12 protein-coding genes and 2 pseudogenes are annotated in these 17229 nt (G+C 71.4%); 11 read left to right on the plus strand and 3 right to left on the minus strand.

The window, feature by feature from the left end:
• Positions 1 to 324: 324 nt before the first annotated feature.
• From E6W39_RS03790 to E6W39_RS03820, 7 genes and pseudogenes are all read left to right on the plus strand, one after another.
• Positions 325 to 2007, plus strand: a complete 1683-nt coding sequence (locus tag E6W39_RS03790; protein ID WP_220140156.1) for an ABC transporter substrate-binding protein — start codon at positions 325 to 327, stop codon at positions 2005 to 2007.
• A gap of 14 nt (positions 2008 to 2021) precedes the next feature.
• Positions 2022 to 2903: an ABC transporter permease gene (locus E6W39_RS03795; protein WP_228717951.1), complete on the plus strand. Its 882-nt coding sequence runs from the start codon at positions 2022 to 2024 to the stop codon at positions 2901 to 2903.
• On the plus strand, positions 2900 to 3892 hold the full coding sequence (locus E6W39_RS03800) for an ABC transporter permease (RefSeq protein WP_141632256.1): 993 nt from the start codon (positions 2900 to 2902) through the stop codon (positions 3890 to 3892). The genes E6W39_RS03795 and E6W39_RS03800 overlap by 4 nt, the downstream gene beginning before the upstream one ends.
• On the plus strand, positions 3889 to 4701 hold the full coding sequence (locus tag E6W39_RS03805) for an ABC transporter ATP-binding protein (RefSeq protein ID WP_141632257.1): 813 nt from the start codon (positions 3889 to 3891) through the stop codon (positions 4699 to 4701). Before E6W39_RS03800 ends, E6W39_RS03805 begins: the two co-directional genes overlap by 4 nt.
• Positions 4698 to 5663 (plus strand): ABC transporter ATP-binding protein, encoded by a 966-nt coding sequence (locus E6W39_RS03810; RefSeq protein WP_141632258.1) that lies wholly within the window; start codon positions 4698 to 4700, stop codon positions 5661 to 5663. The genes E6W39_RS03805 and E6W39_RS03810 overlap by 4 nt, the downstream gene beginning before the upstream one ends.
• A pseudogene (locus E6W39_RS03815) lies at positions 5663 to 6942 on the plus strand (alpha/beta fold hydrolase). The gene E6W39_RS03810 and the pseudogene E6W39_RS03815 overlap by 1 nt, the downstream one beginning before the upstream one ends.
• 33 nt (positions 6943 to 6975) lie before the next feature.
• Positions 6976 to 8154: a M6 family metalloprotease domain-containing protein gene (locus tag E6W39_RS03820; protein ID WP_141632259.1), complete on the plus strand. Its 1179-nt coding sequence runs from the start codon at positions 6976 to 6978 to the stop codon at positions 8152 to 8154.
• Positions 8155 to 8179: 25 nt separating this feature from the next.
• Here E6W39_RS03820 and E6W39_RS03825 read toward each other — a convergent pair whose 3' ends face one another.
• The 3 genes and pseudogenes from E6W39_RS03825 to E6W39_RS03830 form a co-directional block, all read right to left on the minus strand.
• Positions 8180 to 9160, minus strand: a complete 981-nt coding sequence (locus E6W39_RS03825) for a LysR family transcriptional regulator (protein ID WP_141632260.1) — start codon at positions 9158 to 9160, stop codon at positions 8180 to 8182.
• A 262-nt stretch (positions 9161 to 9422) separates the two neighbouring features.
• Positions 9423 to 9596 (minus strand): hypothetical protein, encoded by a 174-nt coding sequence (locus E6W39_RS39065; protein ID WP_181799079.1) that lies wholly within the window; start codon positions 9594 to 9596, stop codon positions 9423 to 9425.
• 11 nt (positions 9597 to 9607) lie between these two features.
• A pseudogene (locus E6W39_RS03830) lies at positions 9608 to 10345 on the minus strand (serine hydrolase domain-containing protein); the annotation flags it as partial.
• Between the two features lie 187 nt (positions 10346 to 10532).
• On the opposite strand from E6W39_RS03830, the gene E6W39_RS03840 reads away from it, so the two are divergent.
• From E6W39_RS03840 to E6W39_RS03855, 4 genes are all read left to right on the plus strand, one after another.
• Entirely contained in the window at positions 10533 to 11240 is a 708-nt protein-coding gene (locus tag E6W39_RS03840) for a nuclear transport factor 2 family protein (protein WP_407658361.1), read from the plus strand.
• Between the two features lie 48 nt (positions 11241 to 11288).
• The gene (locus E6W39_RS03845; protein WP_141632262.1) at positions 11289 to 12527 is read left to right on the plus strand and encodes a low temperature requirement protein A; all 1239 of its coding nucleotides are present in this window, start codon (positions 11289 to 11291) and stop codon (positions 12525 to 12527) included.
• 201 nt (positions 12528 to 12728) lie between these two features.
• Positions 12729 to 14255: an FMN-binding glutamate synthase family protein gene (locus E6W39_RS03850; RefSeq protein ID WP_141632263.1), complete on the plus strand. Its 1527-nt coding sequence runs from the start codon at positions 12729 to 12731 to the stop codon at positions 14253 to 14255.
• 599 nt (positions 14256 to 14854) lie between these two features.
• Positions 14855 to 17206, plus strand: a complete 2352-nt coding sequence (locus tag E6W39_RS03855; protein ID WP_181799080.1) for an AfsR/SARP family transcriptional regulator — start codon at positions 14855 to 14857, stop codon at positions 17204 to 17206.
• The last annotated feature ends 23 nt before the right edge of the window (positions 17207 to 17229 follow it).

A 17229-nucleotide genomic window follows, 5' to 3' on the forward strand; every position in this document is an offset into this window, starting at 1 on the left:
TGTCAGTATCCGTTTCGTCCAACTCGGCTTCCCTGACGTGTGATTGCCTCGCTCATCGGTCCGGGAACGGCGCATCGTCCCGTCCTGACCGCACCTGACGACGACCTGACGCCCCGCCACCTCGGCCTCCGCCACCGCCACCGCCAAGGCCGTGCTGCTCAGGCCCGCCGGTTACGGGTTCACAGCAGGGCCGCACAGGTGCTGCCGCCTCCCTTGACGGGCCTGCATAACACGGTGTGATGGGGTGCTGGGATCTTCTGGGCAGCCCCTCGGTCGGCCACTCTTCTCTCACGCATGAAATGTCACATCATGCATGGAGGAGACGTGAGACAACGAAGAGTCGGGCTGGCCCTCGGCACCGCCCTGGGGCTGCTGTCGGCGGCCGGTTGTACGGGCGGTGGCGCCGGCGCCACCGTGACGGGCGCGGCAGCGGTGAAGGGCGGCACGCTGCATGTGCTGTCCACACTCGACCTGGAGCACCTTGACCCGGCACGCAACTACGTCACGTCCTCGCAGGACGTGAGCCGGCTGGTCTACCGGACGCTGACCACCTTCGCCGCCGCACCGGGCCAGGCCGGCGGGAAGATCGTGCCGGATCTGGCCACCGACACCGGTCGGCCCAGCGACGGCGCGAAGACCTGGACCTTCACCCTCAAGCAGGGGGTGAAGTTCGAGGACGGCCGCCCGATCACCAGCAAGGACGTCAAGTACGGTGTGGAGCGGACCTTTGCCGCCGAGCTGCCCGAGGGTCCGCCGTACGCCCGAACGTGGCTGGCCGGCGGCGAGTCGTACAAGGGGCCCTACAAGGATCCCGCCGGGCTGGCCTCGATCGAGACCCCGGACAGCAGCACCGTCGTCTTCCATCTCAACCGCCCGGTGGCCGACTTCGGCTCGGCGGCGTCGCTGCCGATGTTCGCGCCGGTGCCGCAGGACAAGGACACCGGCGTCAACTACGACTCCAGGCCGTTCTCCTCCGGCCCGTACAAGATCGACAGCTTCGAGCCGAAGAAGCAGCTCACCCTGGTCCGCAACACCAGCTGGGACCCGGCGACCGACACCGTCCGCAAGGGCCTGCCCGACAAGGTCGTCATCGACCTGGGCCTGGACGCGGCGGTGGTCGACCAGCGGCTGATCGCCGGGCAGGGAGAGGACGCCAACGCGGTCGCGCTGGAGCCGATCGGTCCCGCTTCGGTCGGGCGGGTGCTGAACGATCCGCAGTTGAAGAGCCGGCTGGTCACCGGCGACTCGATCAACACCCGCTACCTGAGCATCAACACCAAGCACAAGCCGCTCGACGACGTCCGGGTGCGCCAGGCCATCGCGTACGCGCTGGACAAGGACGCCCTGCGCACCACTCGCGGCGGTCCGATCGCCGGCGACCTGGCGACCAGCCTGCTGCCGCCGTCCCTCGGCTACCAGGCCGAGGACCCCTATCCGAGCAAGGACGGCAAGGGTGATCCGGACAGGGCCAAGGCGCTGCTCGCCGAGGCGGGCCGCGCTTCCGGCCTCACCCTGACCCTCGACGCCCCGGCCTCGACCGCCGGCAAGGCGCAGGCCGAGGCGGTTCAGGCCTCGCTCGGCCGGGCCGGCATCACCGTGAAGATCAACGAGATCAGCACCTCGGCCTTCTACAGCACGGTCGGCAACACCTCCCAGGAGCACGACCTGGTGATCGCCGGCTGGTCCCCGGACTGGCCCGGCGCGTCGACGTACCTGCCGATCGTGTTCGACGGCCGTCTGATCACCGGTCAGGGCAACAACAACTACTCGCAGTACGACTCTCCGGCCGTGGACGCGCAGATCGACAGGATCGCCGCGATGGGCGACCCGGCGGCGGCCCAGGCGGCGTACGGGCAGCTCGCCCAGCAGATCATGCAGGACGCTCCGGTGGTGCCGTTCCTGTGGGACAAGGCGCCGATCCTCGTCGGTCCGAACGTCGCCGGAGCGTACGGGCACATCGCCTACGTCGGCCGACTCGACCTGGTCTCCCTGGGGTTGCGCAAGTGACCGTACTGTCTCAAGTGACCGTACTGCGACGACTGTTGGCCCAGCGCTCGGCGGCCCTCGCGCTGGCCGTGGTGGCCGGGCTGGTCCTGGTCGCGGTTGCCGCGCCGCTGATCACCTGGATCGCCGGGAGTTCACCGACGGCCTTCCACGGCGACGCGGTGGACCCGGCGCTCGGCGGCCTGCCGCGCGGTGCCGCAGGCGGGATCAGCACCCGGCACTGGCTGGGCGTGGAGCCGGTCAACGGCCGGGACGTGCTCGCCCGGGTGGTGTACGGCGCACAGGTGTCACTGCTGATCGCCGTGCTCGCCACCGCGCTGTCGGTGGTGTTGGGAACGGCGCTGGGCCTGGTCGCCGGGTTCTTCGGCGGGTGGGTCGACACCGCGATCGGACGCACCATGGACCTGCTGCTGTCCTTCCCCAGTCTCATCTTCATGATCGCTCTGATCTCGGCGGCGCCCGGTGTGGACCGCCGGCTGCTCCTGGTCGTGGTCCTCGGCTTCTTCGGCTGGCCGTACGTCGGCCGGATCGTGCGCGGACAGGCGATGGTGCTCGCGCGGGGCGAGTTCGTCGCGGCCGCCCGGGTGCTCGGCGCCTCAAGGCGGGCACTGCTGCTGCGCGAGGTGCTGCCCAACCTGACCGGGCCGGTCCTGGTGGTGGCCACGATGTCGATCCCCGGCTACATCGCCACCGAGGCCGGCCTGTCCTTCCTCGGTGTGGGTGTCCAGGCCCCCACCCCCTCCTGGGGGCAGATGATCGCCACCGCCGTGCCCTGGTACGCCGCGGACCCCGCCTACTTCCTGATCCCCGGCGCCTTCCTGTTCGTCACCGTGCTCGCCTTCAACGTGCTCGGTGACGCCGTCCGCGACGCGCTCGACCCCCGGAGCAAGCGACGATGATCCTCTACCTGCTGCGCAGACTGGCCGTCACCACGGCCATCCTGCTGGTGGTCTGCGCCGCCACCTTCGCCATCTTCTACCTGATGCCGGCCGACCCGGCGCAGGGCGCCTGCGGCAAGGCGTGCAGCCCGGAGCGGATCGCCGAGATCCGCACCACCCTCGGGCTGAACCACTCGCCGCTGGTCCAGTTCCGCGACTACCTGGCCGGCATCGTCTCGGGGCGGACCTACGGCAGCGGCGCGCAGGCCGTCAACTGCCCTTTCCCGTGCCTGGGGTTCAGCTTCCAGACCGACCAGCCGGTGTGGCAGCTGCTCACCGGCCGGCTGCCGGTCAGCTTCTCGATCGCCATCGGCGCGGCGGTGCTGTGGCTCGCGGTCGGCGTCGGTGCCGGCGTGGTCTCGGCCCTGCGGCGCGGCAGCCTGTGGGACCGGGCGGCGATGACGGCCGCCCTCGGCGGGGTCTCGCTGCCGATCTACTTCACCGCCCTGGTGCTGCAGTACCTGCTGGTTGTGCAGTTCGAGCTGCTGCCGTACCCGCAGGCCGTGCCGTTCACCGCCGATCCGGTCGGCTGGGCGCAGTCGATGGTGATGCCGTGGATCACGCTGGCCATGCTGTACGCCGGGATCTACGCCAGGGTCACCCGCGGCGAGATGTTGGAGAGCCTCGGGCAGAACTACGTGCGCACCGCCCGGGCCAAGGGCCTGCCCGAGATCACGGTGGTGCGTCGGCATGCCCTGCGGCCCGCCCTGATGCCGATCGTGACCATCTTCGGCATGGACCTCGGCGCGCTGCTCGGTGGCGCGCTGATCACCGAGTCGGTGTTCGGTCTGCCGGGCGTCGGCAAGCTCGCGGCTGACGCGATCGCCTCCGCCGACCAACCGGTGATCCTCGGGGTGACGCTGTTCGCGGCCGCCTTCGTGGTCCTCGCCAACCTGCTGGTGGACCTCGTGTACGCCGTCCTCGACCCGAGGGTGAGGGCACTCGGATGACCCTGCTGACGGTGCGTGACCTGGCCGTGGAGTTCCGCTCGGGCGTTCGCGCCGTGGACGGGCTCGACCTCGACCTGGACGCCGGCCAAGTGCTCGGCGTGGTCGGTGAGTCCGGCAGCGGCAAGTCGGTCACCAGCCTCGCCGTGCTGGGCCTGCTGCGCGACGCCCGGGTCAGCGGCGAGATCCGCTTCGACGGGCGGGAGTTGACGGCACTCGACCAGCGCTCGCTGCGCCGGCTGCGCGGCGACCGGATCGCGATGATCTTCCAGGACCCGCTGTCCTGCCTCAACCCGTACTACTCCGTTGCGTTCCAGATCGCCGAGGCGTACCGGGCGCACCACCGCGCCGGACGCAAGCAGGCGCAGCGGATCGCGGTGCGCATGCTGGAGCGGGTCGGCATCCCGGAGCCGGAACGGCGAGCGAAGGCGTACCCGCACGAGTTCTCCGGCGGAATGCGGCAGCGCGTGATGATCGCGATGGCCCTGTGCCTGGAACCCGACCTGCTGATCGCCGACGAGCCGACCACCGCGCTGGACGTCACCGTCCAGGCGCAGATCCTCCAACTGCTGCGCGAGCTCCGGGAGGAGGCCGGCACGGCCATCATGCTGATCACCCATGACATGGGCGTGGTGGCCGGACTGGCCGACCAGGTCGCGGTGATGCACCAGGGCCGCGCGGTCGAGCGCGGTCCGGTACGGGACGTGTTCCACCGGCCGCAACAGGCGTACACCCGGGGCCTGCTGGCCTGCGTGCCACGCATCGACGGTCCCCTGCCGGACCGACTGCCCACCCTGGGAGCCGCAGAATGAGCCTTCTCGAAGTACGGAACCTGGTCAAGCGCTTCCCGGTGCGCCACGGGCTGACCCGACGGCTGGCCGGCCACGTCACGGCCGTCGACGGGGTCTGTCTGGTCGTCCGGCCCGGCGAAACCCTCGGTCTGGTCGGCGAATCCGGCTGCGGGAAGTCGACCGTCGCCAAACTGATCACGCGCCTGGAGCGGCCCACCTCGGGCAGTATCCAGTTCGCCGGGCGCGATCTCGCCGAGTTGGACGCGGCAGCCCTGCGACCGGTCCGCCGTGACCTGCAGATGGTCTTCCAGGACCCATTCTCCTCGCTCAACCCCCGGCACACCGTCCGTCAGATCCTCGCCGGCCCCTACCGCTACCAGGGGCTGGAGCCCGACCAGCCGGCCGAGGAGTTGCTGGGCCGGGTCGGCCTGCGGCCGGAGCACGCCGACCGCCATCCCCACGAGTTCTCCGGCGGACAGGCCCAACGCATCGGCATCGCCCGGGCGTTGGCCCTGCGCCCGAAGCTGGTGGTGTGCGACGAGCCGGTCTCCGCACTCGACGTGTCGGTCCAGGCGCAGATCCTCAACCTGCTGAAGGACCTGCAGGACGAGTACGGACTCAGCTACCTGTTCATCGCCCACGATCTCGGCGCCGTGCGCCAGATCAGCAGCCGGATCGCCGTGATGTACCTCGGCTCGATCGTCGAAACCGCCGACCGGGACACCCTGTTCGCCCACCCCGCGCACCCGTACACCCACGCCCTGCTGTCCGCCGTGCCGCTGCCCGACCCGGACTTGGAGGCTTCCCGGGGGAGGATCGTGCTCCACGGCGACCTGCCCAGCCCACTCGACCCGCCCAGTGGCTGCGGGTTCCGCACCCGCTGCCCCAAGGCCGACGAACTCTGCGCCGCCGAACGCCCGCAGCTGCGGACGATCGCCCCCGGACAGCAGGTCGCCTGCCACTACCCAGAGAGGACGCCGTGATCCGCGCCCAGTACCGGCTGCCCGGACTCGCCGTGACCGACCACGTCTTCGACGTGCCGCTCAACCACACCGAACCCGGGCGGGGGACCATCGAGCTGTTCGCCCGGGAGGTCGTCGACCCCGTTCAGGCCGACGAACGGCTGCCCTGGCTGCTCTACCTCCAGGGCGGGCCCGGCGGAAAGTCGCCGCGTCCGCTGAACGCCACGGCCGGCTGGCTCGGCCACGCGCTCAGGACCCACCGGGTGCTGCTGCTGGACCAGCGCGGCACCGGCCGCTCCACGCCGCTCACCGCCCGGGCCGCCGCCCGGTCCCCTCGGGCGGTGCGCTGGCCGACCACCTCTCCCACTTCCGCGCCGATTCGATCGTCGCCGACGCGGAACTGATCCGCCGCCAACTGTGCGGCGACGAGCCGTGGGAGACCCTCGGGCAGAGCTACGGAGGCTTCGTCACCCTCAGCTACCTCTCCTTCGCCCCCGAAGGCCTGCGTGCCTGCTACGTCACCGGCGGCCTGCCCGGCCTCGACGCCACCGCCGAAGACGTCTACGCCGCCACCTACCCCCGAGTGCGGGACAAGGTGCGCTCCTACTACGCCCGTTACCCCGAGGACCGCCGACTGGTCCGCCAGATCGCCGGCCTGCTCGACCAGCGGGCCGTCCAGCTCCCCGACGGCGACCGGCTGACGGTCCGGCGGCTGCGCACCCTGGGACTGGCCCTCGGCATGGGCGACGGCTTCGAACGCCTGCACTGGCTCTTCGACGAGGCCCTCGACCCGGACGGCGAACTCTCGGCCACCTTCCTTCAGCAGGTGGCGAACCTGACCGGCTTCACGGACAACCCGCTCTTCGCCGCCCTCCAGGAGTCGATCTACGGCCGCCCCGGAGCCGCCACCGGCTGGGCCGCCGCCCGGGCCATGGCCGAGCGCCCCGAGTTCGCCGAGGACACCGACCCCCTGATGTTCACCGGCGAGATGTTCTACCCGTGGATGTTCGAGGAGATCACCGGGCTGCGCCCGTTCGCCGAGGCCGTCCACCTGCTCGCCGAGCGCACCGACTGGCCCGCCCTGTACGACCCGGACCGGCTCGCCGCCAACCGGGTTCCGGTCGCCGCCGCCGTCTATCACGACGACATGTACGTCGACGCCGGCCTGTCGCTGCGCAGCGCCCGCGCGGTCGGCTCCCTGCGCGCCTGGGTCACCAACGAGTGGGAGCACGACGGGGTCACCGCCTCGGGCGACCGGGTCCTCTTCCAACTGATGGACCTTGCCACCGGCCGTAGTTGACGAATCGTCAGACATTCTCGGAAAGGGAACGCCATGAAACTCCGCCCGCTCACCGCCGCCTTGGCGCTGACCGTCACGCTGACCGCCGCCACCCCGGCCCTGGCGGACACCGCCCGGCCCGGCACCACCGCGCCGGCCTCCGACTGCGCCCTGCCGGGAAAGACCGGCTGGACCGACGAAGGCCACAACACCGACTACACGCAGTTCCAGCAGCCGCTCGGCACCAAGCACGTGCTGATGCTGTTCGTCGACTTCCCGGACGCACCGGCTAGCGGCTCCCTCGACGACTACTACCGCGAACTCGCCCCCGCGCAGGACTGGATGAAGCAGGACTCCTACGGCAGACTCCACCTGGAGATCGATCCACTGAAGCGGTGGATCACCATGCCGCAGACCTCCGCCTCGTACGGATTCCAGCGCGGCATCACGTTCGACCAGCAGGAGCTGTACGTGAAGCAGGCCGTCCAAGCCGCCGCACCGTACACGGACTTCTCGAAGTACGACATGCTCTACATCGTCCCCACCAGGTCCGCCTCCGCGATCGCCTTCTCCCCCACCTACCTCTACGACCCGACCACCGCCGGGATCACCGTCAACGGCACCCGGATCAAGTGGGCGATCACCTTCGGCCAGGACATGTACCACTGGGGCTACAAGGTCGCCGACCACGAGACCTCCCACACCTTCGGCCTGCCCGACCTGTACGCCTTCACCGGCACCGACGTGCACCCCTACGTCGGCGGCTGGGACCTGATGGGCAACATCGCCGGCCCCGCACCGCAGCACACCGGCTGGGAGCGCTGGAAGTTCGGCTGGATCGACGACGCCCAGGTCGCTTGCCTGCCGGCCACCGGCAGCCGCACCGTCCGCCTGAAGGCCGTCGAACGCCCCGGCGGCACCAAGATCGCCGTGATCCGCACCGGTGGGAGCACGGCGTACGTCGCCGAATCCCGCCGGGCCATGGCCGGGGACGCCAACTCCTGCTCCACCGGCGTGCTCATCTACAAGGTCGACACCTCCATCACCACCGGCGACGGGCCGATCCAGGTGGTCACCAACCCCAACGCCGGCGCACCCACCGGGAACTGCACCACGCTGGACATGCAGACCTGGCAGCCCGGCCAGTGGTTCCAGGACGACACCGCCCGCATCCGGATCTACGTGAACGCCTCCGACGCGTCCAGCGACACCCTCTGGACCTACAAGTGGTGACCGGGTAGCGCCGGGACGCTTCCGCTCAACTCGCCGGCTGCGTGCGCTGTGGAGGTGCGGCGCCGTCGTGCCTTTCGAGCCAAGCCTGGTAGACCGTGCTGCGGGCGCAGGCCACTTGGTACGCCTCGATGACGTTCTGCACGAGCGAGGGGCCCAACAGTTGCAGCGGCCCCTCCTCATGCCAGGCGAGCAAATGCCGGTACCAGAGCGGATTCCCGGCAAGCGGACGCACGGCGATGCCCGGCACCTCCTCGAACGTGGCCTGGCAGAAGCTCACCGCGTGGCCGTTGCGGACGACGTCCAGGAGGAGTCGGCCCTCCGCCTCGTGGACGACGCGGACGCGATGGCCCAGGACGAGCAGGGTCCTGGACCAGTACTCACGGATCCGGTCGTTGTCCGGACGGGGAGCGGCCCAGTCCTCGTCCTCAAGGTCCGCCAGCCCGACCTCCTCCAGGGCCGCCAGCGGATGGGCTGCCGGCAGTGCCACGAAGAGCGGCTCGGTGGCGATCGGCTCGGCGGTGACTCCTGGGGGGAACGCGAGCTCGTAACCGGGGCTGTCGCCCACCACCGCCGCTTCGAGACGGCCGCCGGCGATGTCGTCGACGAGCGGGACGGTGCAGCCCTGGCCCCGCGAACTGATCTCGGCCTCCGGATGGTGCAACCTGATCGCCGTGATCAGCCCGCCGAGCAGGGGGGCGTTGACGGAGCCGAGCCGGAACCGGTGCGGCGAACAGCCCTTCTGCGCGGCGAGAGCGGAGACCTCCAGCAGCTCATCGACGGTCGGCAGCACCGCTCGCGCCCGGCTGAGGACCACCTCCCCGAACGCGGTCGGGACGACACCCGACTGCGCACGGCTGAACAGCTCACCACCGAGCACCCGCTCGATCCGCGTCAACTGGGCGCTGAGGCCGGGCTGGGTCAGCCGCAACGACGCGGCGGCCCGCGTCAGGCTGCCGCTGTCCGCGATGCTGCAGATGATCCGAAGGTGCCGGAGTTCGAGCTCCATGGCGAGATGGTATGGAGATCAGGCCCATATCAATAGGGGTGCGTCGGTAACGGCTCGGCCATCGAACCGGAAGTGGCTCCTACTGGAGCTTCCACTGCTGGTTCCAAGCGTTGCTGCAGGTCCAGACACCCGGGGCCTTGGCGTCCTCGTCGTAGGTGAGGCAGTCCTGATCGGTGATCCGGATCTCGTACCGGCCGTCGCCCTCGTTGACGAGCTGCCACTTCTGCTGGTCGGCGCCGGTCCAGGCGTTGGCCTCGGCGAATTAGCTCTTGGTGCTCTCGGTGAGCGCGAGACCGTTCAAGGCGCTGGTGATCTCGAACCGGCCGTTGCCCGGCGGGGTGAGCAGCCAACCGGAGGCCATGGGGCCGCTGGCCCCGGCGACGATCGAGGGACCCGAGGCGGATCCGGTGGCGATCGGGCCGCTGCCGGTCTTCACCGTGGGGTAGAGCCCTCCGGGTGGGGCCCGCGCACCGTCAGGTCCCCCTGGGCCGGGACATAGGTGTGGCGCAGGCCTAGGCGGTCGATGATCCGCGTGGTGATCTCCTCCCCCAGCGGCCGGCCGGTCACCTTCTCGATGAGCAGGCCCGCGACGATGTAGTTGGTGTTGGAGTACTCCCACTTCGTGCCCGGGGCGAAATCGGCCTTCCGCGTGAGGGCGAGGTCGAGGAGGTCACGGGGTTCGTAGTAGCGGTGCGGGTCGGCGAGGATGTTGCCGATGGCCGCCAGGTACTCAGGCAATCCGCTGGTGTGCTGCAGGAGTTGGCGCACCGTGATGCGGCGGCCGTCGATCCCGTCGCCGCGGAGCAGCCCCGGCAGGTAGGTCTCGACCGGCTGGTCGAGACCTACCTTGCCCTCCCCGACCAGCTGGAGCACCACGGTGGCGGTGAACGTCTTGGTGTTGCTGCCGATCCGCACCTGGCCGTCGCGCGGGACCGGAGCCCCGGTGGCCAGGTCGCCGACGCCGGCGGTGTAGGTGTGGCTGCGGCCGTCGCGGCCGGTGACGGCCGCCAGTGCGGCGGGCATGCCGTCGCCGTGGACCAGCGCGTTCAGGCTCTGCTGGACGGGGACGGGGGTGGTGGCCAGGGCTGCGGGGCTGCTCAGGGCAGCGGTGGTCGCGGCGAACGCGGCGATGAGCGTCGCGGTTCGACGGGCGGCGCGGAACCGCGGGTGGGACGGCTTGGCCATGAGGGACGGTTCCTTCCGGTGGCTGGATTCTCTGCTCCCCAGCTCATCAGCGCGCCCAGCGCGGATCGTCGGAGCGGGGTAGGAGAACCGGAGAGGGACCGCAGGACCAGGACGGCCGCCGACTGGGACCGTGCTCCCAGCGCGGTGCCCACCGTGACGGCCTTCCCGTGACGGCACCTCACCCCTCATGGCACCGGTGGTCCCCCGACCCCGTGGGCCGGTCCACCCGCGCCGGTCATCCGCCGGTCGCGGTGCGGAACTGTCGTTCACCAGTGGGCTGGTCCGGGCGCCGGCGGGCCTGCCGGTCGTGCAGAGCGAGATGCGGCCCGGCGACGTACTGTTCTTCCACGGCAGCGCAGTCCACGGATCACTGCCCAACACCACCACCGACCGCTTCCGGCGCTCGCTGATCTTCGAGGGAGCTGCCTTGTCCTCCCACGCTTCGATCTCACCCCAGGAAGCCGCTGACCGGCTGGCCATCCGTGAGCTGATCGACGCCTACGCGCACTGCGCCGACCGGCGCGACGCCGAGGGCCAGATGGCGCTGTTCACCGACGACACCCGCTTCCTCGTGTACATGGACGCCACTGCGGCCGAACCCACCCAGGAGCTCCACGGGCGCGCGGCCCTCGCCCCGGTCTTCGACAACCTGAACAGCTACCGGGCCACCACCCACTTCAACGGCCAGAGCACCGTCTCCCTGGCCGGCGACCGTGCGACCGGGGAAAGCTACTGCCTCGCCCACCACGTCTCGTTCGGCGAGGACGACGAGCGCACCATCATGATCGCGTCCATCCGCTATCTCGACGAATTCGTCAAGCAGGGCGGCGAGTGGTACTTCGCCGAGCGCCGCCTGATGGTCGACTGGACCGAGACCCGCCCCTGCGCGCCCTGAAGCTGCGAGGCGGTCGAACAGTGGCCGCCGGCGGGGAGTTGACAGCGGATGAAGGACGACGACGCCCGCGCCGCAGCCGGGAATCCGACGTTCTGGAGGCAGTTGCGGCGCCAGCTGTGGCAGCCGCCGCGCGCCCACGGCGAGCAGCCGCGCGAACGCGTCGTCGGCCCGCTCGAGCTCTTCTACGACCTGGTCGTGGTCGCCCTGGTCGCCCAGGCGGCCCACCACCTCGCGGGTCAGCTCACCTGGCGCGGGATCGGCGAGTACAGCGCCGTCTTCGCACTGGTGTGGATCACCTGGCTCAACGGGAGCCTCCACCACGAACTGCACGGGCATGAGGACGCCCGCGCCCGCAGCACCTTCCTGCTGCAGATCCTGGTGCTGGTCCCGCTGGGTGCGTTCATCCCCGAGGCGGGCGGCGCCCGGGGCGCGGCCTTCGCCGTCACGGCGGGAGTCCTGTTCGCGGTGCTGACGCTGCTGTGGCTGCTGGCCTCCCTGGGCGACAGCCCCGAATTCCGCCGCTCCAGCGGGCTCTACATCACCGGGAGCGCCCTGTGCGCCGCGGTCCTCGTCCTGAGCGCCCCGCTCCCCGCCACCACGCGAGTCCTGACCTGGGGGTTGCTCGATGCCGCCTACCTGGCGGGCTTCGCCGCCTTGCTGCTGACGGCCACACCGGTCACGGTCGCCGCGCTCAGCATCACCGACGCGCTGATCGAACGGTTCGGGCTGCTCATCATCATCGTCCTCGGCGAGACCGTGACCGGCGTGGTGAGCGGCCTCGCGGCCGAACCGGTCAGCGCCCTCACCCTGACCGTGGGGCTGATCGCCGTCGTGGTCGGATTCGGCGCCTGGTGGACGTACTTCGACTTCGCCGGGCACCGCGAGCCCCGGCGGTCAGCCGCGGCCACCACCCAATGGATGCTCGCCCATCTGCCGCTCACGGCCGCGATCGCCGCCATGGGCACGGCCATGGTCAGCCTGGTCGGGCACGCCCACGCCGCCCGCACCCCCGCCGCCACCTCCTGGGTGCTGTGCGGCGGCGCGGCCGTCGTGCTGGCCGGCACCATGCTCGTCGCCGCCGCCCTCCAGGCCTGGCGCACCAAGCCGGACCTGTACCGCCCGCTGTCACGGACCTGCGCGGCGGCTGCCCTCGGCTGCCTCGCACTCGGCGCGGCCCACCCGGCACCGCCGGTGCTCGGTGTCAGCCTGGTCGCGCTCTTCGCGATTCCGTGGGGGCTCGCCGTGGCCTACCGCCTGCGCCACCAGGGGACGGCTGCCCGGGAGTAGGTCCGCTCGGCGATCCGGGTCTGCGCGAACCGGACCACCACCCTGACCACGGGCCGAGCCGGGTGGCCGCCTACTATCGTTCCGCATTCTTCGGGGGACGCTGACGCCTGATCGGCCGTGCTCGTCGCCCAAGGCCACGCCCAACACGGCACCACGAGTCCACCGCACGACGGTGGACTCGTGACTCGAGGAGGAACGTTCATGCACGCCCGGAGAATCGGCGCCGTCGCCGCGACAGCAGTGGCCGTGGTGGCTGCCCGCGACCTCATCCAGAAGCGGCACGCACTGCTCCGGAACTTCCCGGTGATCGGCCACGCCCGCTACCTGCTGGAGGCGATCGGGCCGGAGCTGCGGCAGTACATCGTGACCTCCAACGAGGAGGAGCGCCCCTTCAGTCGTGACCAGCGCACCTGGATCTACGCGTCGGCGAAGGAGGAGAACAACTACTTCGGATTCGGGACCGAGGTCGACGTCGAGCACGTGCAGGGGCACGCCTACCTGAAGCAGCGCACGTTCGCCGGCGCGCTGCCCGACGCCCACGACCCGCAGGCCCCGCTTCCCTCGGCCAAGGTGCTGGGCGGGCCGCGCGGGCGCGCCAAGGCGTTCCGGCCGGCGAGCGTGGTGAACATCTCGGCGATGAGCTTCGGCTCGCTCTCCGGCGCGGCCATCACGGCGCTCAACAAGGGGGCGGCGCTGGCCGGCGCGATGCACAACACGGGCGAGGGCGGCCTCTCGCCGTACCACCGCAGCGGCGGTGACATCGTCCTCCAGATCGGCACCGCGTACTTCGGCTGCCGCAACGAGGACGGCACCTTCAACCTCGACAAGCTCAAGGACGTGGTCGCCGGCGCGCCGGTCAAGGCGATAGAGATCAAGCTCTCCCAGGGCGCCAAGCCGGGGCTGGGCGGGATGCTGCCGGGCGCCAAGGTGACCCCGGAGATCGCCGAGATCCGCGGCATCCCGGTCGGCAAGGACTGCGCCTCCCCGTCACGGCACACCGCGTTCAGCGACGTCGACTCGATGCTCGACTTCGTCGAGCTGCTGGCCACCGAGACCGGTCTGCCGGTCGGGGTCAAGAGCGCGGTCGGGGAAATGGGCTTCTGGCAGGAGCTGGCCACGCTGATGGCACGTGGTGACCGCGGTGTCGACTTCGTGACCATCGACGGCGGTGAGGGCGGCACCGGAGCGGCGCCGCGGATCTTCGCCGACTCGGTGGCGCTGCCGTTCCGGATGGGCTTCTCCCGGGTCTACGGGACGTTCGCCGAGCTGGGGCTGACCGACGACCTGACCTTCATCGGCTCCGGCAAGCTCGGCCTGCCCGAGAACGCCGCGGTCGCGTTCGCCCTGGGCGCCGACATGGTCAACGTGGCCCGCGAGGCGATGCTGTCGATCGGCTGCATCCAGTCGCAGAAGTGCCACACCGACAAGTGCCCCACCGGCATCGCCACCCAGAACCCCTGGCTGGCCCGCGGCCTCGACCCGACCTCGAAGGCCACCCGGGCCGCGGTCTACCTGCGCACCCTGCGCAGGGAGCTGACCAAGGTCTCGGCAGCCCTCGGCGTCGCCCACCCGGGGCTCATCACTGCCAACGACATCGAGATCATGAACGGCGACTACGAGGCCCGCACCCTGGCCGGCGTCTACGGCTACAAGGACGGCTGGGGCGAGCTCGGACCGCACCTCGCCGATGAGATCACCGCCCTGCTCACCGCCAAGCCGGCCGTCTGACGCTCCGACGGCGACGGGCACCCAGCCCGGTGGCCGGGGGCGCCCCTGGCCGCAGGGCAGGTGCGGATCGTGGCGATCGCCGAGACGACGTGCTCGGCGATCGCCACGCACAGCTGCCGCGGCGATCGGACAACGTCGCCCCACGGCGGACTTTTCGAGGCCGGGTGCGGCGGCAGGCACGGCCTCCCGGTGATCCGAGGTGTCAAGTCCCCGATCACGGAACACCCATCGGCCCCACGGACGGTCAAGGCCGGCCGACGCAGGCCCAGTTGTGGTCCCAGGGCTCCGGACCGGCGTCAACACAGCGGGCAGCAGCGATCCGACGGCCCCTCAGTAGCGGCTGCTGGAAGAGCCCGGCGGCTCGTCGGGATGCCGCAGGCACGGCCCCTCCACCACGTGCACTGCGCCGTCGGCGGCGGTGCCCTCGGTCGCCTCACGACCGGACGAGGCGCCGAACCAGAAGTTCTTGCCGATCCGTTTGTACCTGTGCGCCCAACGCTGTCCGGGGGTGACGGGGGCGTGAGCGCCGCACAGTGATTCACTATTTTAGGGGACTGTCAATGGTGACCCAACCTATTCGATTCCTCATGCTCGGGCCCGTGGCAGCCCATCACGGGGAGATGGCGCTGCCGGTCGGATCGCCGTTGCAGCAGGCCATGATGGCAGCCCTGTTGCTGCGGGACGGACGGGCCGCCAGTGCGGGCGAGCTGATCGCGGCCCTGTGGGGCGCGGCGCCGCCCAACAGTGCCTCGGCCATGCTGCGCACGTACGCCTGGCGGTGGCGCAAGGAACTCGAACGCGACCGCAGCGCCCCGGCGATCCTCACCTCGCTCGGCGACGGCTACCGCATGGTGCTGCCCGCCGAGAACGTCGACGCCGTGCGGGTGGAGTCGCTCGCCGCCGCCGCGCTGGCCGCGGCCAGGAAGGGCGAGGACCACGCGCGGGCCCGGCGGCTGCTCGACGAGGCGCTCGACCTCTGGTTCGGGGAGCCGCTGGCCGGGGTGCCCGGGCCGTTCGCCGAGCAGCAGCGGGCCCGCCTGGAGGACCTGCGGATCAGCCTGCTCGAGGAGAAGTGCGGCCTGGAGCTGGAGTTGGGGGACCAGAGCCGCGCCGTCCCGGCGCTGCGCGAGCTGACCGCCGAGCACCCGCTGCGCGAGCGCCCGTACGTGCTGCTGATGCGCGGGCTGTACCAGAGCGGACGGCAGGCCGACGCGCTCGCGGTCTTCGAGCGGGTCCGCCGGCTGCTCGCTGCCGAACTCGGCATCGACCCGGGGCCGGAACTGCGCGCGATGCACCAGCGCATCCTGCGCAACGACCCGGCTCTGGTCGGCACCGCCGCGCCCGAGCCCGAGCCGACCGCCGGTGGCCGCACCCCCGCCCGGCCCACCCCGGCCCGGTCAACCCCGGTCCCGGCCCAACTGCCGGCCGACATACCCGACTTCACCGGGCGCGAGAGGGAACTCGCGGCGCTGCAAGCGGTGCTCGGCCGGGTCGTGCAGGACACCGCCGACCACACCGTGCTGCCGATCGCGGCCGTCTGCGGCATGGGCGGCGTCGGCAAGACCGCCGTCGCCCTGCGCGTCGCGCACCGGCTGCGCGCCGGGTTCCCCGACGGCCAGCTCTACGCCGACCTGCGCGGCGACCAACCGAAACCGGCTCAACCCAGCGTGCTCCTGGCCAGCTTCCTCACCGCCCTGGGGATCGCCCCCAACGCTGTGCCCGAGACGCTGGAGGACCGCTCCCGGCTGTTCCGCTCGCTGCTCGACGGCCGGCGCGTGCTGATCCTGCTGGACAACGCCCGGGACACCGCCCAGGTCCGCCCGCTGCTGCCCGGCTCCGCGCACTGCGCCGTCCTGATCACCAGCCGGGCCCGGCTGTTCGGTCTGGCCACCGCCGCCCAGATCGACCTCGATGTGTTCAGCGTCGGCGAGGCCACCGAGATGCTGGCGCAGGCCGCCGGTGGCGGCCGGGTCTGCGCCGACCCGGCCGCCACCGGCGAGCTGCTGCGCTACTGCGGCCGGCTCCCGCTGGCCATCCGGATCGTGGCCTCCCGGCTCGCCTCCCGCCCGTCCTGGACGGTGGCCCGGCTCGCCGACCGGCTGGCCGCCGAGCAGCACCGGATGGCCGAACTGAGCCTCGGCGACCTCGCCGTGGCCAGCGCCTTCGACTGGGGCTACCGGCAGTTGACGCCGGACCAGGCGACGGCATTCCGGGTGGTCGCCGCGGTGAGTCGACCGGACATCGGCCTACCGGCCGCGGCGGCCGTGCTGGGCGTCGACCGGCGCCGGGCCGAGGACCTGCTGGAGTCGCTGGTCGACGCGGGGATGGTCACCCAGACCCACGCCGGCCGGTACCGCTACCACGAGCTGCTGCGCGTCTTCGCCTCCCAACTCTGTGCGCCGGGCGGCGCGGTGGAGTCCGCCACCGCGCTGAGCAAGCAGCTGGACTTCCTGCTCGCCACCGCCACCGCCGCCTTCCTGCAGATGGTGCCCGGCGACCCGATCAGCTCGGCGCTGCGTACTCCGGTGGTGCCCGGGCTGCGCTTCGACACCCCGTGCGCGGCCGCCCGCTGGGTGGCCGAGGAGTTCGACGCGGCGATCACCGCGGTGCTGGCCGCGACGACGGCCGCCACCTCGGCACAGGACCTGCGCACCGCCGCCGACCTGCTGATCGCGCTCCGCCCGTTCGACGCGGACCCGCGCCACGAGCGGCTCGCGGTGGCCGCGGCGGCGGTCTCCGCCGCGGCCACCGACCGCGCCGACCGGCACTCGCCGGGCCGGGCCGAGTTCATCCGCGGGAACCTGGCCGTCCAGGCCATCCGGCTGGGCGAGGCCGCCGAACACTGCCGCCGGGCGGCCGCCGCCTGCCGCGACGGCGACGACCGGGTGATCCTCCCGGCCAGCCTGGCAGCAGCCGACATCCGCCCGATGTCCGTCGCACACCGCCCGTAGAACCGGGGCGGTGGTACGTGGAG

The organism is Kitasatospora acidiphila (assembly GCF_006636205.1).
GTDB lineage: Bacteria > Actinomycetota > Actinomycetes > Streptomycetales > Streptomycetaceae > Kitasatospora > Kitasatospora acidiphila.